The organism is Xanthobacter dioxanivorans (genome assembly GCF_016807805.1).
Classification (GTDB): Bacteria; Pseudomonadota; Alphaproteobacteria; order Rhizobiales; family Xanthobacteraceae; genus Xanthobacter; species Xanthobacter dioxanivorans.
In genome coordinates this window covers 614,234-631,880 of sequence record NZ_CP063362.1, presented here as the reverse complement: position 1 = coordinate 631,880, position 17,647 = coordinate 614,234, and the positions used below count along the sequence as shown (strand labels likewise).

Annotated in this window: 19 protein-coding genes; 2 read left to right on the top strand and 17 right to left on the bottom strand. The window is 70.6% G+C overall.

Going from position 1 to position 17,647, the window contains the following annotated elements:
• Positions 1 to 20 precede the first annotated feature (20 nt).
• The 11 genes from tilS to ruvB all read right to left on the bottom strand — a co-directional run bounded on the left by tilS (position 21) and on the right by ruvB (position 9,930).
• Positions 21 to 1,184 carry a tRNA lysidine(34) synthetase TilS gene (gene tilS / locus EZH22_RS03020; RefSeq protein WP_231711279.1) on the bottom strand — a complete coding sequence of 388 codons (1,164 nt, stop codon included), beginning with the start codon at positions 1,182 to 1,184 and terminating at the stop codon, positions 21 to 23.
• Complete coding sequence (gene ybgF / locus EZH22_RS03015) at positions 1,171 to 1,851, bottom strand: tol-pal system protein YbgF (protein WP_231711278.1); 681 nt, start codon at positions 1,849 to 1,851, stop codon at positions 1,171 to 1,173. Before ybgF ends, tilS begins: the two co-directional genes overlap by 14 nt.
• Positions 1,852 to 2,286: 435 nt before the next feature.
• Positions 2,287 to 2,781, bottom strand: a complete 495-nt coding sequence (pal, locus tag EZH22_RS03010; protein ID WP_203194307.1) for a peptidoglycan-associated lipoprotein Pal — start codon at positions 2,779 to 2,781, stop codon at positions 2,287 to 2,289.
• A gap of 426 nt (positions 2,782 to 3,207) precedes the next feature.
• A complete protein-coding gene (gene tolB, locus EZH22_RS03005; protein ID WP_203194306.1) occupies positions 3,208 to 4,530 on the bottom strand; it encodes a Tol-Pal system beta propeller repeat protein TolB in 1,323 nt (440 codons plus the stop codon).
• Positions 4,531 to 4,580: 50 nt separating this feature from the next.
• Positions 4,581 to 5,540 carry a TonB C-terminal domain-containing protein gene (locus EZH22_RS03000; protein ID WP_203194305.1) on the bottom strand — a complete coding sequence of 320 codons (960 nt, stop codon included), beginning with the start codon at positions 5,538 to 5,540 and terminating at the stop codon, positions 4,581 to 4,583.
• A gap of 8 nt (positions 5,541 to 5,548) precedes the next feature.
• A complete protein-coding gene (gene tolR / locus EZH22_RS02995) occupies positions 5,549 to 6,013 on the bottom strand; it encodes a protein TolR (protein WP_203194304.1) in 465 nt (154 codons plus the stop codon).
• Positions 6,014 to 6,016: 3 nt separating this feature from the next.
• Positions 6,017 to 6,646 (bottom strand): protein TolQ, encoded by a 630-nt coding sequence (gene tolQ / locus EZH22_RS02990; protein WP_408647662.1) that lies wholly within the window; start codon positions 6,644 to 6,646, stop codon positions 6,017 to 6,019.
• 449 nt (positions 6,647 to 7,095) lie between these two features.
• Positions 7,096 to 7,605, bottom strand: coding sequence for a tol-pal system-associated acyl-CoA thioesterase (gene ybgC, locus EZH22_RS02985; protein WP_203194303.1), 510 nt, complete (start codon positions 7,603 to 7,605; stop codon positions 7,096 to 7,098).
• 116 nt (positions 7,606 to 7,721) lie between these two features.
• Entirely contained in the window at positions 7,722 to 8,132 is a 411-nt protein-coding gene (locus EZH22_RS02980) for a DUF2852 domain-containing protein (RefSeq protein ID WP_203194302.1), read from the bottom strand.
• A gap of 77 nt (positions 8,133 to 8,209) precedes the next feature.
• Complete coding sequence (locus EZH22_RS02975) at positions 8,210 to 8,845, bottom strand: TetR/AcrR family transcriptional regulator (RefSeq protein WP_203194301.1); 636 nt, start codon at positions 8,843 to 8,845, stop codon at positions 8,210 to 8,212.
• A 41-nt stretch (positions 8,846 to 8,886) separates the two neighbouring features.
• A complete protein-coding gene (ruvB, locus tag EZH22_RS02970) occupies positions 8,887 to 9,930 on the bottom strand; it encodes a Holliday junction branch migration DNA helicase RuvB (protein ID WP_203194300.1) in 1,044 nt (347 codons plus the stop codon).
• A gap of 239 nt (positions 9,931 to 10,169) precedes the next feature.
• Here ruvB and EZH22_RS02965 point away from each other — a divergent pair, with 239 nt between their 5' ends.
• Entirely contained in the window at positions 10,170 to 10,700 is a 531-nt protein-coding gene (locus EZH22_RS02965; RefSeq protein WP_203194299.1) for a flavin reductase family protein, read from the top strand.
• Positions 10,701 to 10,714: 14 nt separating this feature from the next.
• On the opposite strand, the gene ruvA is transcribed toward EZH22_RS02965, so the two are convergent.
• From ruvA to EZH22_RS32330, 4 genes are all read right to left on the bottom strand, one after another.
• Positions 10,715 to 11,326 (bottom strand): Holliday junction branch migration protein RuvA, encoded by a 612-nt coding sequence (gene ruvA / locus EZH22_RS02960; protein WP_203194298.1) that lies wholly within the window; start codon positions 11,324 to 11,326, stop codon positions 10,715 to 10,717.
• A gap of 10 nt (positions 11,327 to 11,336) precedes the next feature.
• Positions 11,337 to 11,768: a DUF1772 domain-containing protein gene (locus EZH22_RS02955; protein ID WP_408647661.1), complete on the bottom strand. Its 432-nt coding sequence runs from the start codon at positions 11,766 to 11,768 to the stop codon at positions 11,337 to 11,339.
• 32 nt (positions 11,769 to 11,800) lie between these two features.
• On the bottom strand, positions 11,801 to 12,310 hold the full coding sequence (ruvC, locus tag EZH22_RS02950; protein ID WP_203196354.1) for a crossover junction endodeoxyribonuclease RuvC: 510 nt from the start codon (positions 12,308 to 12,310) through the stop codon (positions 11,801 to 11,803).
• A 123-nt stretch (positions 12,311 to 12,433) separates the two neighbouring features.
• Positions 12,434 to 14,959: a tetratricopeptide repeat protein gene (locus EZH22_RS32330; RefSeq protein WP_203194297.1), complete on the bottom strand. Its 2,526-nt coding sequence runs from the start codon at positions 14,957 to 14,959 to the stop codon at positions 12,434 to 12,436.
• Between the two features lie 379 nt (positions 14,960 to 15,338).
• On the opposite strand from EZH22_RS32330, the gene EZH22_RS02940 reads away from it, so the two are divergent.
• Positions 15,339 to 15,800 carry a MerR family transcriptional regulator gene (locus EZH22_RS02940; RefSeq protein ID WP_203194296.1) on the top strand — a complete coding sequence of 154 codons (462 nt, stop codon included), beginning with the start codon at positions 15,339 to 15,341 and terminating at the stop codon, positions 15,798 to 15,800.
• A gap of 105 nt (positions 15,801 to 15,905) precedes the next feature.
• Here the strand turns inward: EZH22_RS02940 and EZH22_RS02935 are convergent, their stop codons facing one another.
• Positions 15,906 to 16,652 (bottom strand): YebC/PmpR family DNA-binding transcriptional regulator, encoded by a 747-nt coding sequence (locus tag EZH22_RS02935; protein ID WP_203194295.1) that lies wholly within the window; start codon positions 16,650 to 16,652, stop codon positions 15,906 to 15,908.
• Between the two features lie 161 nt (positions 16,653 to 16,813).
• On the bottom strand, positions 16,814 to 17,635 hold the full coding sequence (locus tag EZH22_RS02930; RefSeq protein WP_203194294.1) for a TIGR00282 family metallophosphoesterase: 822 nt from the start codon (positions 17,633 to 17,635) through the stop codon (positions 16,814 to 16,816).
• Positions 17,636 to 17,647 lie beyond the last annotated feature (12 nt).

Sequence of the window (17,647 nt, the reverse complement as noted above, 5' to 3'; positions counted from 1 at the left end):
GGCCAGCCCGTTTCGACGCCTTACCATAGGGAAGGGAAACCCTCCTCGCCGGCCCGCCGTCGATGGAACCTCCCGCACCATCCGCTGCTTAATCTAGGAGCGACCCCCGCTCTTGCCAAGGATGCCGGGCGCAGCCGGCCCTGAATTCGGCGCCTGAACGCGCTTTTCCCCCTCGGGGGTGCTGACGTTACGGTGACTTCGCCGCCCCGGATCGCCACCAGCGCCCCCGCGAGGGTGCGGCGAAATGGAGCAGGCCCATTTTCCGCGGCGACCCGCAGGGCCTGGGTGAGCACCTCGAGCTTGGCAAGTTCCACCGGGCCCTCGGTGCCGGCATGGGCGAGCGCGCGGCCGATGAGGCGCAGCGCGATCTCCTCCGGCAGATCGGCGAAGCCGGCGCGGTCGAGGCGGGCCGGCCCACCGTGCCGCCAGGGCACCGGCGACAGGCGCTGGACCGCATCGTCGGTCGTCGCCTCCAGGGCGGCGTCGGCGCGGGCGGCGCGCCGGGAGAAGGTGGCGAAGCGGCGGGCGCTGAGTTCCTCCGCCGCCAGCGCCGGCATGAGCACGCGCAGCCGCGCCCGGGTGAAGCGCCCGTCGAGGTTCGACGGATCCTCGGCGAAGGCGATGCCCGCCGCCTCCAGCGTTGCCACGAGGCGCGCCTTGGGCACGCCGAGGAAGGGCCGCAGCAGGTCGAGGCCATCGCGTGTGGACACCGCCTGCATGCCGGCCAGGCCGGCGAGGCCCGAGCCGCGCGCCAGGCGGAACAGCACCGTCTCCGCCTGGTCGTCGAGGGTGTGGGCGACGGCGATGGCCTGCGCGCCCGCCTGCCGGGCCGCGGCGGTGAGGAGGGCGTAGCGCGCCGCGCGCGCCGCCGCCTGGATGCCGCGCGCAGGCTTCGTGCCGGTCCAGGCCAGCGTGCGGTGGGGCACGCCGAGAGCTTGCGCCTGTTGCGCCACCATCGTCGCCTCGTCGGCGGAGGCCGGCCGGAAGCCGTGGTCGATGGTGGCGGCGACGAGCGTCGGCCCCGCTCCGGCACCGGCGCGCCAGCGCGCCGCCAGATGCAGCAGCGCCGTGGAATCCGGCCCGCCCGAGACCGCGATCAGGATCGAGGAATATCTGTCGAAGCCGGCGAAGAGCCCGGAAAGCTCATCGTCGGCAATGGGCCTTCGCTCGTCAGCATCCGACACGCTTCTGTTCCTGCTCCACCGCCTGACGGATGGACGATGCGGCGCGCGGATACTTGCGCTCCAGCTGCTGGAGGGCGGCGCAGGCGGTTTCCTTCTGGCCGATCATGGCCAGCGACTGACCGAGCCGCAGCAGCGCCTCCGGTCCGCGGGTCGAATTGGGGAACTTGGTGGTCACGTCGAGGAAGGAGGTGGCCGCGTCGGCGTAGTTCTGGCGCAGGAAAAGGCTCTCGCCGAGCATGAAGGTGGCGTCGGGGACGACGCGGTCGCTCGGATAGGTCTCAAGCAGCTGGCGAAAGGTCTGCTCCGCCGCGGCGTAGTCCTGCCGCTGAATCTGGGCCTGGCCGATGTCGTAGATCTCGCGCGCCGCGCCGCCGGGAGCGGGCAGCGCCGCCAGCTGGGAGCCGGCGGCCGCGCCGCGGCCGGCATCCGCCGAGCGGGGCTGGGCGGCGCTCGCCGGGGAGCCGAGCGGCTGGGGCGCGCCCGGCGCCGAGGGGTCGGCGTTCGGATCGAAGGCGTCGGAGCGCTTGCCGGGGGTCGCGGGCGTGGGTGCCGGCCGCCCGCCGGGGCCGCCGGCCGGCGGCGCGAGCGGCCCCGTGGCGGGGGGGGCGCGGCCCCACGGCTGTGCCCGCGCCGCCGCCCTCCTCGAGGCGGCGGATCTTGTCCTCAAGCTGCTGATTGCGGAACTGCAGCTGCTCCACCTGCCCGGTGAGCTGGCGCAGGGAGGATTCCAGTCGCTCCATGCGGGCGACGATCTCGGAATCGGTGCCGGCGCGGCCTGCATCCTGCGTGGCGGCGGCCGGAGGCTTGAAGATGTTGCCGAAGAGCCCGCCATCGGTCTGGGCGGCCGCCGGGCCGACGGCACCAAGGAGAAGGGCGAGGGCTCCCAGCAGTGGCAGTCGGATCATCATGAGCGGAGGCATGTGGCTCGAAAATGAGGGTGGGAACGCGGTTCCCGCAGCGCCGTCAGCATAGGGCGGCGATCGCGTCCAAAGTGTGACTCCGCAACGGTTTACCCACCGTGTCACACCGGCCTGGCGAAAACGAGAGGGCCGGTGGCCGCAGGCGGCACCGGCCCTCTCGTTCGGTGTGTGCGCGGTCGCGATCAGGCGCCGCCGGCGTTCAGCACGGTGACGGCGCGCCGGTTCTGCGACCAGCAGGAGATGTCGTTGCAGACCGCAACGGGACGTTCCTTGCCGTAGGAGATGGTGCGCATGCGCGCCGGATCGACGCCGCGGGCGGCGAGATAGTCGCGCACGGACTGGGCCCGGCGGGCACCGAGGGCGATGTTGTACTCGCGGGTGCCGCGCTCGTCCGCATGGCCTTCGATGGTGAAGGTGTAGCGGTTGTACTGCTGGAGCCACTGGGCCTGGCGGTCGAGGGTCGCGCGGGCCTGGGAGGTGAGGTCGGTCTGGTCGCTCTCGAAGAAGACGCGGTCGCCGACGGCCACCACGAACTCCTGCGGCGAACCGGGAGGGCCACCCGCGCCGCCGAGGCCGGCGCCGTTCGGGTTCGGCGTATTGGAGCAGGCGGCGAGCGCCAGCGCGAAGCCGAAAAGAGCCGCGAACCGGAAGCCGCGAGCAAGCCTTAGGAAACGCATTCCGGTATCTCCCTTCTCAAACGCTGGACCGGAGGCTTTCGTCTACCAGCCGTCCGGTTAAGCGAACGTTCCGTGCACGGCCCGGGGCCGCCATCGAGGCCCTGAAACCGGGCTTGGGCGGGCTTTCCCGCGTGCCATGGTTTCCGAGCCGTTATCGGGTTCCCCCAAAGGCGCGCACGCCACCGCGCTCCCGGACCCGGGGGGACCGACGCGACCTTTCGGAGAGGGCTGGCGGATGGGCGATTGCGTTCCCGTCCGACGCGACCTTCAGTGATGCCGCCTCGTGGCGTCATCATGGCGAGGACGTGCAGGGCTCGGGGCAGGGGCGGGAGCCGGTGAAAGGGGCGAAGGCTGTTGCCGTTGCGCAACAGGCGGAGCGGCGGGACCTCCCGGCACCGGGCTGGGCCCGGCGCGGGGGGGCTGGATTCACGAGCGCAGGGGCGACCAGGCGGGGTCGGAGGCGTAGCTCGGGGTCGGCACGCGCTGCTCGTTGTAGCCGGTGATGTCCACCGTGTAGAGCTGCGGGCCGGCGGCGCCGCCCGGATCGCGGAAGAACATGATGACGCGGCCGTTGGGGGCGAAGGTCGGCCCCTCGTTGTGATAGCCCTCGGTGAGGATGCGCTCGCCGGAGCCGTCGGGACGCATCACGCCGATGGCGAACCGGCCCTCCGACTGGCGGGTGAAGGCGATCCAGTCGCCCTTGGGCGACCACACCGGGGTGGAATAGCGCGCGTTGTTGAAGGACACGCGCTTCGCGCCGGAGCCGTCGGCGCCCATGATGTAGATCTGCGAGGAGCCGCCGCGGTCGCTCTCGAAGCAGATCTGCCGGCCGTCCGGCGAATAGCACGGGGCGGTGTCGATGGCCGCCGTGTCGGTGAGGCGGGTGGTGGCGCGCGAGCGCAGGTCCATGACGAAGATGTTGGAATTGCCGCCCTGCTGCAGGCTCATGATCACCCGCTGCCCGTCCGGGGCGAAGCGCGGCGAGAAGCTCATGCCGGGGAAGTTGCCGACGATCTCGCGCTGGCCGGTCTCGATGTTGAGCAGGAACACCTTGGGGTCGGCGGTCCCGTAGGACATGTAGGTGATTTCCTGGCTCGTCGGCGAGAAGCGCGGGGTCAGCACCAGCGAATCGCCGCGGGTGAGGTAGCTCACGTTGGCGCCGTCCTGGTCCATGATGGCGAGGCGCTTGTTGCGGCGTTCCTTCTGCCCGCTCTCGTCGACGAACACGATGCGGGTGTCGAAATAGCCCTTTTCGCCGGTGAGCTTCTCGTAGATGGCGTCGGCGATGATGTGGGAGATGCGGCGCCAGTTGTCCGGCTGGGCCACGAACTGCTGGGCGGCGAGTTGCTGGCCGGCCACCACGTCCCACAGGCGGAACACCACCTGGAACCGCCCGTCCGACTGGCGGGTGACCCGGCCGGTGAGCAGCGCCTGGGCGTTGATGACGCGCCAGTCCTGGAAGCGGGGCGTGTCGGGATTGGTGATCTGCTCCACGAACGCCTTGGGATCGATGGGCGCGAACAGGCCGGAGCGCTTCAGGTCGGCGCTGATGACGCCGGACATGGCGCGGCCCTGCTCCACCTCGCCGAGGAGGTCGGTGATGGCGATGGGGATGGGCTGCGGCGCCCCACCGCTCAGATCGAGGCGCAGGGCGGCCTGCGCCGGCGTGGCGAGCCCGGCGAGGCAGGCCGCTCCCGTGGTCAGGAAACGCCTGCGGTCAATGCTGAGGGGCTTCGCGGGCGGGGTCATTCGTCCTCTCGAGGGTTGCATTCGGCGGCGTCGGGAGCAGTGGCCGGGACCTATCTGCGGCTCATCAGCTTTCGCGCCTCATCCGGGGTGAAGCCGATTTCGATTTCCTTCCACGCCTCGTACTGCGACTGCGGCAGGAAGGAAAAGGGGGCGGACGCCATGACGGCCCGGATGGCGGACTCGCCGTAGGCTTGAACGTAGGGGGACCCGGCCGGGCTGGATTCGATCACGCGCGGCGTTCCGGCGAGGCTGCCGTCCGGGCGCAGGGTGAAGCGGACCACCACCTGCACCCACTGGTCGAACGGGATCTGGGCCGGATACCAGTTGCCGAAGATCTTGTCGTGCAGCGCCTGCTGGTAGTTCACGCTCAGCGTCGCCGCGCCGCCGGTGCGGGTGCCGAGGGACTGGGTGCTGGACGGCGCATCCGCGCTCGCCACGCGGCGCGTCGGCGTCTGCTTGTCGAGCAGCTCGCTGATCCTGTCGCTGGCATCGCGCTGGGGCTGGTTCTGCGCCTCCACCGGCTTGGCCGGCTCACGCGGGGGAGCGGGCTTGCGCGGCGGCAGGGGGGCGGCGGCGGGCTCGCTCTTCGCCTCCTCCTTCGGCTGCTCCTGCTTCTGCGGCTCGGGCTTCAGCGCCACGTCCGCCTGTTCCTTGGGCGGGGCCTGCTCGGCCTTGGGCGGGGCGGGCTGCGGCTGGTCGACCTTCGGCGGCGGGGGCGGCGGCGGCGGCGGGGGCGCGGTCGCCTCCACCGGCGGCTTCTCGCTCACCTTGAGCTTGGGATCGTCGACGGGGCTGGGCGGGGCCACCTTCTCGGCCACCTGCTTGGGGGTCTCGGCCTTCGGCGCGTTCCGCGTGCCCTTCATCATCTTGGTGAGGTCGGTCATGGACACCACGTCCACCGGTACGGTCTCGGGCATGGACTCGAACGGCTTCGCCCCGGTGAAGGACACCAGGGCAAAGACGATGACCGCCGCATGGGCGATGGTGGATGCCGCAAGCCCCGCGCGCATCTTCGAGGTCAGCCTCCCTGCTCGACTTCGGTGACGAGGGCCACGTGCTTGAAGCCCGCGCCGGACAACCGGCCCATGATCTTCATCACCTGCCCGTAATTGGCCTGCTTGTCGCCGCGCACGAAGATCCGCTCATCGGCCCCGCCGCGCGCCTGGGTGATGGCAAGCAACTTCGGGACCAGCTCTTCGAACCGGATCTCGGTGGGGTTGCTCGACAGGAAGATGCGCCCCTTGTCGTTCACGGTGAGGACCACGGGTTCCTTGTTGTCCTGGTTGACCGCGCTCGCCTGGGTCTGCGGCAGGTCCACCGGCACGCCGACCGTCAGCAGCGGCGCCGCCACCATGAAGATGATGAGCAGCACCAGCATGACGTCCACCATGGGCGTCACGTTGATCTCGGCCATCACCGGCGCCGACTTGCGGCGCGAGCGCCGGCTCTGCCAACCTCCCGCTCCCCCTGCCGCCATGCCCATGCTTCAGCCCTTCTGCTCGTCGATCTGGCGCGAGAGGATGGCGGAGAACTCGTCCGCGAACCCTTCGAGCCTCTGGGCCTGGCGCCCCGCCTGGGAAATGAACTTGTTGTAGAAAATCGTCGCCGGGATGGCGGCAATGAGGCCCATCGCGGTCGCGAGCAGGGCTTCGGCGATGCCCGGCGCCACCACGGCGAGGGAGGTGTTCTTCGAGGCGGCGATGGACTGGAACGAGGTCATGATGCCCCAGACCGTGCCGAACAGGCCGATGAACGGCCCGGCCGAGCCCACCGTCGCCAGCACCAGCAGGCGCGATTCGAGGCGCTCCACCTCGCGGGCGATGGTGACGTTCATCACCTTGTCGAGCCGCTGGTTGAGGCCGGCCAGGGAGCGCGCGCCACCCTCATAGGTGCGCTTCCACTCGCGCATGGCGGCGACGAAGATGCCGGCCATGCCGTGATTCGAGCGGCCGGCGAGGGTGCGGTAGAGGTCTTCCAGGCTCTGGCCGGACCAGAACACCTGCTCGAACCGGTCCATCTCCCGCTTGTTGCGGGAGAACAGCATCCATTTGTCGATGATGATGGCCCACACCCAGATGGAGGCCGCCATCAGCCCCAGCATCACCAGCTTCACCACGAAGTGGGCCTGGAGGAACAGGGACAGGAAGGAGAAGTCCGCGGGGGCCGGGGCCCGGCGGCGGGGGCGGCGGAGGGCTGCCCGGCCGGCGGCGGGGTGGCCGGGGCCGCTGTCACCGGCGCCGTCGGCGCGGGAGTCAGCGGCGCCACGCTCTGCGCCATGGCCGGCGCCGCGAGCGGCGTCAGGAGGGGGGACGATATCAGAGCCAGAAGCAGAGCCATGGCCGTGATGAAGTGTTTCATGTGCGATACCACGCCCCGCGTCGGTCCATCTCCGCAACCGGAGCCCGTCCGGCGTTTCGCGGGCTCTTTGAGCCAGCGATCCTGTCCAAACTTTGACGGGCATGCCGATCCGCGCTGCGACGCAACACGCCGCAGCTCGCCGAGAAGCTGTGCACGAACAGGCTTAATGAGCGGTTAGCGTCCGCCCGCGGCGGGGCGAAAGGCGCCTCACCTTTTCGCGTCGGCGAGGGATTCGGTCTCGCGCGCATCCTCGGCGGTGGCCTGGCGCAGGGCGTCGGGAATGCGCTTGGCGCGGCCCTCGGACACGAAGGCGACGCGGACGATCGCGGAGACCAGCACCTCGCCGTCGCGCTTGACCTGCTGCAGCAGGGTGATGGAGGCGCCCGCCACCTCCTTGGAGAGGGTGACGATCTCCAGCACGTCGTCGATGCGGGCGGGCTTGCGGAAGTCGATCTGCATGGAGCGCACGACGAAGTGGAAGCCGGGGGCCTCCTCGGCCGCCTGGGCGAACAGTTCGCCCTGCACCACGCCCAAAAGCCGCATGTAGTCGGAGCGGCCGCGCTCCATGAAGCGCAGGTAGTTGGCATGGTAGACGATGCCGGAGAAGTCGGTGTCCTCGTAATAGACCCGCACGTTCAGCGCGTGCCCGCCCGGGACCAGGCGGCCGGCGAGGGTGAGGTGCGGATCGGACGGGGAGGGGGTCAGGCGCTCGATCATGGCGCCCTCATAAACGAGACCGCGCCCCTTGTGAACAAAGGGCGCGGTCGAACGTGTCGCGGCGAATCTCCCGGTGGGGCCGGCCCCGGCGCGTGGCGAAGGGCCTCCCGCCGGCGTCAGTTGCCGCTGGAGGGGTCCGGCTGCGGCGGGGCGGGGCGGCGGCGCTCGGCCATGAACTGGTCGAACTCGGCCTTGTCCTTGGCCTGGCGCAGGCGCTCCACGAAGTCCTTGAACTCCTTCTGCTCTTCCTCGAGCCGGTGCAGCGTGTCCTGCCGGTACTCGTCGAAGGCGTGGTTACCGCTGGACGGCATGGGCCGGGTGCGGCAGCCGAAGCCGTTGCGCATGGCTTCCGCCCCCTGCTCCTGCCAGCGGCTGAAGCCGCGCTTGGCACCGCATCCCATCCGTCCACTCCCGATTGCGAAGGCCAGAATCGCCAGACCGAGCGGCCACCAGGCCATGAAGCCGAGGACCGTCAGCGCGATCCAGGCCGGTTTGCCGTAACTGTCGAGCTTGTAAGCGAGCTCCATGGCTGCCGTCCCGGTTAATGTTAAATACATTTACATAGATGGGGCAGATCCCGCCCCTTGTCAATGGCGGCCTGCGTTCAGCTGCCCGAGGGCGCGCCCAGGCCCTTCAGATAAACCAGGAATGCGGCCTCCAGAAGTTCGTCCGGCCCCATGGGCAGCTTGCGCCGCGCCCCGTCGGCGCGGCCGAACAGGGAGGCGACCCCATGCGCCAGCGACCAGGTGTGGAGCGCCACCATCAAGGCCGGCGGGCGGGATGGGCCGGCAATGTGAGAGACCAGAACTTCCGCCGCCTCGCGCAGGGCGCCGAAGGCGCGGTTGCTGGCCTGCTGCAGATCCTCATGCCCCTCCGGGGGCAGGCCGGCCTCGAACATGGCCACGTATTCCGCCGGATTGCGCCGGGCGAAGTCGAGATAGGCACGCCCGACCCGCTCATAGGCGGCCGAGGCGGAGGGCTTGCCGTTCTGCCAGGCGGTGGTCAGCGCCGCGGTCAGGCGGTCGAAGCCCATGGTGGCCACCGCCGCCAGCAATTCATCCCGGTCGCGGAAATGACGATAGGGCGCCGCCGCGCTCACGCCGGCCCGGCGCGCCGCCTCGGCGAAGGTGACGCCGGCGACGCCCTTCTCGAGGATCAGGTCGAGCGTCGCCCGCATCAGGGCTTCCCGCAGGTTGCCGTGATGGTAGGAGCGCGTCTCGCCGTTTCGGGTCCAGCTCATGTGAACGTGACTTACATGGGGGGCGGGGCGGCGTCGACGAATTACTCGTCCGCGGCGCCGCCCGCGTCGAACAACGGCAGGGGCCGCGCGTTCACCGGCTCCGGCAGGCCGAGATGGCGGAAGGCGGAGGCGGTGAGCAGGCGTCCGCGCGGGGTGCGCTGGATGAAGCCCTGCTGCACCAGGAACGGCTCGACGATCTCCTCGATGGCGTCGCGCGGCTCGGACAAGGCGGCGGCCAGGGTGTCCACCCCCACCGGCCCGCCGGCATAGAACTCGGCGATGACGGTGAGATAGCGCCGGTCCATGGCATCGAGGCCGGCCGCGTCCACCTCCAGGGCGAGGAGCGCACGGTCGGCGACCTTGCGGTCGATGCGCTCGGCCTCGGCCACCAGGGCGAAGTCGCGCACCCGCCGCAGCAGCCGCCCGGCGATGCGCGGCGTGCCCCGTGCCCGGCGGGCGATCTCGGTGGCCCCGTCCGGGGCAATGGCGATGCCCAGCACCCGCGCCCCGCGCACCACGATCTTCTCCAGCTCCTCCACCGTGTAGAACTGGAGCCGCACCGGAATGCCGAAGCGGTCGCGCAAAGGCGTGGTCAGCAGGCCCGAGCGCGTGGTGGCGCCCACCAGGGTGAATTTCGGGAGCGAGATCTTCACCGAGCGCGCCGCCGGCCCCTCGCCGATGACGAGGTCGAGCTCGTAATCCTCCATGGCGGGATAGAGGATCTCTTCCACCGCCGGGGACAGGCGGTGGATCTCGTCGATGAAGAGCACGTCCCGCTCTTCCAGGTTGGTGAGGATGGCGGCCAGGTCCCCCGCCTTGGCGATCACCGGCCCGGAGGTGGAGCGGAAGCCCACCCCCATCTCCCGCGCCATGATCTGCGCCAGCGTGGTCTTGCCGAGGCCGGGCGGGCCGACGAAGAGCACGTGGTCCAGCGCCTCGCCGCGCGCCCGCGCCGCCTTGATGAACACCTCGAGATTGGCGCGCGCCTGCGCCTGGCCCACGAACTCCTGCAGGAGCTGGGGCCGGAGCGTGGTGTCGGCGGCATCCTCGCCGCGCTTCTCGCCCGAGAGCAGGCGGGTATTCATGGAGCGCCTTGCTCCCCTTCGGGCTGGTGATCGGATACGTTTGATCGGCGACTTGCGACTCGCGCGACTTTAGTGCGCGCCGGTCCGGTACGGAAGGGGAACAGGCGCCGGGAGGGGCGGATGGACACGACGTTCGCCCGACATCCCCCGACACACCGCGACGACCCGGACCCGACACTCGGCCATGTCGGCCATGTCGGGTGCGTGTCGGCGTCGCGCAGATCGAACGGAGGCGTTCCATGAAGGACCTGCCGCTCGCCGAGGTCTACCAGCTGATCGAGCCGGGGCCGGTGGTGCTGCTCACCACCGCGCGCGCCGGCCGGGCCAACGTGATGACCCTGTCGTGGCACATGATGGTGGAGTTCACGCCCCCCCTCATCGCCTGCATCGTCTCCGGCGCCGACCACAGTTTTGCGGCCCTGCGCGCCACCAAGGAATGCGTCATCGCCATCCCCGCCGTGGAGCTGGCGGAGAAGGTGGTCCAGGTGGGCAACTGCTCCGGCCGTGACGTGGACAAGTTTTCCACCATCGGCCTCACCCCCCGGCCGGCGGCGAAGGTCAAGGCGCCGCTGGTGGCGGAATGCTTCGCCAACCTCGAATGCCGGGTCATCGAGACGCGCCTCGTCAACCGCTTCAACCTGTTCGTGCTGGAGGTGGTGAAGGCGTGGTGCGACCCGGCGCAGAAGGCGCCTCGCACCATCCATCACCGCGGCTACGGCAGCTTCGCGGTGGATGGGGAGGTGCTGAAGATCGCGTCGCGGATGCCGTGAGGCCGGCGCGGGGCCTACTTCGCCAGCTCCTTCAGCCCCAGCCGGATCAGCGTCTCCGCCGGCGCCTCCTCGCCCCCCGTGCGCAGGGCGGAGGCCACGGCGGCATTGGCCTGGGGGATGGCGTAGCCGAGATTGACCAGCGCCGACACCGCGTCCGCCGCCGCGCCGCCCTTCACCGACGCCACGACGCCGAGCTGCGCGGCCAAAGGCTCGGCGGCGGAGAAGCCCGGCATCTTGTCCTTCAGCTCGGTGATGATGCGCGTCGCCACGCGCGGGCCGACGCCCGGCGCCCGGGCCACGGTCGCCTTGTCGCCGAGGGCGATGGCCTGGGTGAGCTCCGACGCGCTCAGGGTTGAGAGCACGGCGAGCGCCGTCTTGGTGCCGATGCCCTGCACCCCCTGCAACAGGCGGAACCAGTCGCGCTCCGCCACCGAGGTGAAGCCGAACAGGCGGATCTGGTCCTCGCGCACGTGCGTCTCGATGAACAGGCTTGCCGCCTCCCCCGCCCGCGGCAGGGCCGAGAGGGTGCGGCCGGAGCAGTGCACGAGATAGCCGACGCCATGGACGTCGAGGATCACGTGGTCCTCCTCCAGCGTGTCCACCACGCCCTTCAGCTTTCCGATCATCTCACGCCTTTCAGGTGACGGCGGCCCAAAGGAAGACCAGCGTGGCGAGCGCGCCGAGGCCGGTGCGCACCATGTGCAGCTGGCCCCAGTTCTCGATCAGCTGGCGCGTCTCCGGCCCGGCCGCGGTTTCGCCGGTCGCCAGCAGGCGTCGGTTGGTGGGCATGATGCCGATGAGGGTATAGGGCCAGTTGGCGAGCATGAGCACCCCGCCCGCCAGCCAGTGCCAGTCGCCCTCGCGGGCGAACGCCACCGCTCCCAGCACGGCGCCGGCCAAGGCGAGGGAGGCCTGCATGGCGAAGCCGCGCTTGTAGGCCGGCTTCCATTGCCGCAGGGCCGCCGCGTCTGCCAGCGCCAGCCGCGCCGGCTGCTCGGCCACGTTGATATAGACAGCGGCCCCGGTGAAGAGCGCCGCCACCACAAGTGCCAGATGCCCGACGATCATGCCCGCCCCCTGCGGTGTGAAACGCAGTGATCCTACAGCGCGGCGTGGGCGCGCGCAGCGGCGCCGCGATGATGGGCGTGGGTGACGGCCACGGCGAGCGCGTCGGCGGCATCCTCGGTCTGCGGCGTCGCCTTCGGCAGGAGGATGGAGATCATCATGCGCACCTGCGCCTTTTCCGCCCGTCCCGCGCCCACGACGCTCTTCTTCACCAGCAGCGGCGCATATTCGGCGACGGAAAGCCCCATCTGAGCCGGGGCCAGCATCACCACCCCGCGGGCCTGCCCGAGCTTGAGGGTGGACGAGGGGTTCATGTTCACGAAGGTCTCCTCCACCGCCGCCTCCTGGGGCGTGAAGTGGGCGAGCACCGCTGCGAGCTCGCGGTGGAGCGCCGCGAGGCGTTGGCCCATGGGCGCGTCCTCCGGCGGCAGGATGGTGCCGCAGGCCACGAAGGCGAGGCGCGAGCCCGTGACGTCGATGACGCCCCAGCCGGTGCGCCGGAGGCCGGGATCGAGCCCGAGGATGCGAATCGTGTTGGAATCCATCATGGCAGGGTGCGTCAGCCGGCGCCGCGACGGAAGGGGCGGCGCGTGCCCGTGCCGCGCCGATGCCGTCCTGCGGCCGGCGCGCCTAAGCCGGAGCGCCGCCGCGCCGGGCCGGAAACCGCGTCATTTGGTCGATGAGGGGCGGCTCGCCGGCTTCGTGCTCGCCATCTGCGCTCCTGCCATCTGGGCTCCTGCTGCCTGCGGGCTCGCCGCCGGGGGCCGGGCTTGCGGGGCGGCGGACAGCGGGGCGGCGGGCTGGTTGCTCGCCAGCAGCAGCCCCTTGTCCGTCGCCGGCGCCGTGCTGCCGGCCATCCCCTGGGTGTCGGCGCCGTCGGTCCATTCCGGGCGCAGGTCCACCATGTTCGCCGACGGGTTCGGCGTGACCGGCACGAACACCGCGGATGCCTGCTGGGCGCGGGCGAGGGTTGCGGCGTCGGTGTCGCGGGCGATGATGTCGCGCTTCTTGGCGCTGTCGTCGTCGCCCTGGGCGGCGGCGAGGTTGAGCCACTTCCAGGCTTCGCCCAGATCGGCGCTCACCCCGAGGCCGCGGGCGTAGACCACGCCCAGATTGTACTGGCTGTCGCGATGGCCGAGCTCGGCGGCGGCACGGAACCAGCGCACTGCCCCTTCCCAGTCGGGCTTGCCGCCTGCGCCGGCGGTGCGGCCGTCGGACAAGAGCATGGCCAAGGCGTGCATGGCGCGGACGTTGCCCTGCTGCGCCGCCCATTCATAGAAGCGCCGGGCCTCGCCGATGTCGCGCCCGCCCGCCTCGTAGAGCACGCCGAGACGATGGGCCGCCGGCGCCGAGCCCTGCGCCATGGCGAAGGCGAGCCATTTGACGGCGCTGTCGAGCTCGCCGTCATCGGCGAAGCGGCCCGCCACCACGAAAGCGGCCGCCGGATCGCCGGCCCGCGCCGCGCTCTGCAAAGCGGGGGTGCCCATGGGGGCGGGAAGGTCGGTGCCCGAGACGCCGGTGACCGCCGGGGCGGCGAGGCGGCGCACGGCCGAGGTCACGCCGGAAATCAGCTCCGGGCCGTTGCGCCAGGCAAGGCCCACCGCAGTGCCGGCGAAGACGGTGGTGGCGCCGGCGATCAGCGCCACCATGGCCACGTGCCGGTGGCGGCGGAAGAAGTCGCCCCGCAGGATGCGGTGCTCCCGCTTGGAATCATGCCGCCGGGCTTCCGGCTTCTTGAGTTCCTGCCGCTTGGGAATCTTGCGCTCGCCCATGCGCGGGCGGGGGTCTGCTCCATCCGCGTGCTCGGCCTGCTCCCAGGGGGCCCGGCGCCCGGCGCGCGGCCAGGGCATCTCACCGACCCGCGGCGCCTCGCCCGGCCACGGCGTCTCGGTCGAAGCCGGTGGGGCCTCCGGCGAGGCCGGCGCAGGATGGGTCGGGGCCGCCGCCACGGGCTCGGGTTCCGGCTCGTGCATCTCGGGCGCGGCGGCGTGCGGCTGTTTTCCGGCGGCGCGCGGGGCATAGGCGCCGTTGGCGTCGCGATCCAGGGCGACGGCGATGTCGTTGAGCTCCAGCTCGAGGTCGTTCACGAGAATCTCGCTGGCCCGCCGCTCGATCTCGTCCTGCCGGGCCTCGAGCGCGGCGAGGCCGCGCTTCAGCCCGACCACCGCGACGCCATCCGGATCGGTCGAGACCTTCGCCGTGACGGCGCGGACCGCCTCGCTGGTGGCGCTGTGCGTCGTCTCGCGCACCTGACGCATCTCCTCGGCCATGCGCTGGATCGAGATCTCGATGGTATCGAGCCGGCCGAGCCGGGCATGGGCGTCGCGGAATTGCTCGGTCAGCGCGAGAAGATGGCGCTCCACCACGTCCGCCAGCGGCGCGATGGCGAGCTTGCCGGCTTCCTCGGCGGCGCTGATTCGCTGCAGTAGCAGATCGAGCCGCTGGGTCAGCTCCGCGCCGATGGCGGGCGAGAGGGCGACCACCTGCCGGCTCACCTGGTCCGAGACCTGGTCGAGGCGCCGGTGGACGGTCTCCAGAACGGCGAGAAGGGACAGCTTGAGGTCTTCGGCGGCCGCCGCGTCGCCGATCCGCGCCCGGGCCTGGAGGTTCTCCACCCGCTCCAGCAGGGCGACGGCGTTGCGCTCGAATCGGCTGGTGGCCTCGGCCAGGCGGCGGGCGGTGTCCTCGCCGGCGCGGGCGATGTCCTCGGCGCAGGTGGCGAGCCGCTCCGCCAGCTTGCTCAGTCCGCCGGGCACTGCGGCGGCGCTCACGGCGCGTCCCACGAGGTCCTTCAGCTCCGCCAGCTGACCGTGCAGGCGAGCCACTTCCACCGGGTCCACCGCCTTGGCGCCCATCAGGTCGATCTTGCGGGAGAGGGCGTCGAGGCCGGATTCCAGGGCCCGCACCCGTTCCGGGCGGGCGAGGGCGGCGACCCCGGCCTTCAGCTCGCCCAGCTCGCGCAGCAGGAGTTCCTCGCGGCCGTCGCGGCCTGCCGCGCCGGCTTCGCGAATGTCCTCTACCCGCCTGTTCAGCAGGCAGATGGCGCGATCCATCTCCACGATCGCCCGCCGCGGCGCGGTCTGGGCAAGGCGGGCGCGCAAGGCCTCCACCTCGCTCCGCAGCGCCTCGATCGTCGACGCCGGAACGTCCATCACATCCCAAACCGGCACGTCGGGCACGGTGTGGTCGTCCATGGACCGAATGCCCCGCGGCCGCATCGGGGTCACACGCGTCGCCGCACCTGTCTGGGCCGTGCGCACCATCCGCTCCATTCCGGCCTCCCCGTGGCGTGGATGGGTTTGGTGTCCCATTACCATGCCCGCACTCAGCTGATTCACTGAACAGAGAGTTTCCGAACTTGGTAAACGTCGCGTTAAAGTGCTGATTCCAGATGCCTCGTAACTGTTACTTTCCCCAACGGTAGCCCCCTGAACCTCGCGGCGAAGGCGGGAACGGCTTAGGCATGGGGTCATTGCGGCCCGCCGGGCATGACTCGGGCAGCGCCGCTCTCATCGACCACACACCGTTTGCCGTGTGCCCTCCGGGCCGCGGACTGCGAGGGGAAAACGGCACATGGACGCCAAGACGTTCGAAAATCCGACGTTCGGGAAGCCGCAGTTCGACCAGGGCTTCGGCTCCGCCATCGCGCGGCCGGTCCATGTCGCGTCCGAGCCGGTACGCGACGGGGCGCCCGTCTTTACCATCGGCGACCTCTCGCGCGAGTTCGCCATCACGCTGCGCGCGCTGCGGTTCTATGAGGACAAGGGCCTGCTCTCGCCGCGCCGCGACGGCATGACCCGGCTCTATTCGGAATCCGACCGCCGCCGCCTCGCGGTGATCCTCAAGGGCAAGCATCTCGGCTTCACCCTCGCCGAGATTCGGCTGCTCGTGGCGGCCCATGACGGCGAGGAGGGGAGCCTTTCGCTCACCCGCGACCGCTGCCTGTCGCAGCTCGCCCAGCTCGAACGCCAGCGCAGCGAGATCGATGCGGCGATCGAGGAGCTGAAGTCCATGGCGAACCAGCTCGCCGCCTGATCGCCCCGGAAGGTGCGCGACCGGACGTGAGACTGCGAGGAGGCGGCCCGGCTCGCCTCCTTTTTTATGCCCGGCGTCCGGGTACCGACATAGGCTCGCCCGGGCTCAGGCGCTCATCTTGGCGAGGAGCGCGTCGGACAGCTCGAAATTGGCGGTGACGCTCTGCACGTCGTCATTGTCCTCGAGGCTCTCCACGAGGCGCAGCAGCTTCTCGCCGGTTTCATCGTCCACAGCGATGGTGTTCTGCGGCCGCCAGACCAGCGCCGCCTTCTTCGGCTCGCCGAACTTCGCCTCCAGCACGTGCTGCACCTCGGCGAGATTTTCGGCCGCGCACACCACCTCGTGCCCATGCTCGGAGGAGGTCACGTCGTCGGCGCCGGCCTCGATGGCGGCTTCCATCATGGTATCGGCGTCCGCCTTCTCCGGCCCGTACTCGATGGCACCCACCCGGTCGAACATGAACGATACCGCGCCGGTCTCGGCGAGGTTGCCGCCGGACTTGGTGAAGTAGGAGCGCACCTCGGAAGCCGTGCGGTTGCGGTTGTCGGTCAGGGCTTCGACGATCACGGCGACACCGCCGGGGCCGTAGCCCTCGTAGCGGATCTCGTCGTAATTCTCACCGTCGGCGCCGGCCGCCTTCTTGATGGCGCGTTCGATATTGTCCTTGGGCATGTTTTCGGCGCGGGCCGCGAGGATGGCGGCGCGCAGGCGCGCGTTCATGTTGGGATCGGGCAGGCCCATCTTGGCCGAGACGGTGATCTCGCGCGCCAGCTTGGAGAACAGCTTGGAGCGCATCGCGTCCTGCCGGCCCTTGCGGTGCATGATGTTCTTGAATTGCGAATGCCCGGCCATGGCCGCCACCATTCCCTTTGAGCTTCGACCCCGCGCCCCGCTGATGCAGCGCCGCCCGGACCGATCCTGTTGACTGGAGCCGGCCTTATAGGTCCGAGCCGGGGAAAAGAGCAAGAAAGCGGGTGCAGCATGGCGTTCGCAGGCGCGCCAATTCCCCAGGGTCACTCCCAGAAGGCCGGTCGCGCCTCTTCCAGCCCGGCACCGAGGCGCACGGCGGCGACCCGCCGGGCGAGGCCGGTGCGGTCGTCGGTTTCCACCGCGACGCCCGAAAGCGTCGCCGGCCCCGCCGCCGGCTCGAAGCGGGCGGAGGCGAGCTTGCGGGTGAAGCGGCGCAGGGGCTCCTCCTTGTCCATGCCGATGACCCCGTCATAGGCGCCGCACATGCCGGCATCGGTCATGTAGGCGGTGCCACCGGCGAGGATGCGATAGTCGGCGGTCGGCACATGGGTGTGGGTCCCCACCACGAGGGTGGCGCGGCCGTCGCAATAGTGGCCGATGGCCTGCTTCTCGCTGGTGGTCTCGGCGTGCACGTCCACCACCACCGCATCCACCACATGGCCGAGCGCGGCCCCGTCCAGCGCCCGGTCCAGGGAGGCGAAGGGGTCGTCCAGCGGGTCCATGAACACGCGGCCCATCACGTTGAGCACCAGCACGCGGGCGCCGTTCTTCGCCTCGACGATGGCGGCGCCGCGCCCCGGCGTTCCGGGCGGATAGTTCATGGGCCGCACCAAAGCCGGGGCGCGCTCGATGAAGACGAGGGCCTCGCGCTGGTCGAAGGCGTGGTTGCCGAGGGTAATCGCGTCCGCGCCAGCGGCGAGCAGATCCTCATAGATGGCTTCGGTGATGCCGAACCCGCCGGCGGCATTCTCCCCGTTGACCACCACCAAATCGAGGGACCAGCGGGCGACGAGGCCGGGGAGGAGGGAGGTGACGCACTCCCGGCCGGGGCGGCCGACGACGTCGCCGAGAAAGAGGATACGCATCCGGACATCCGT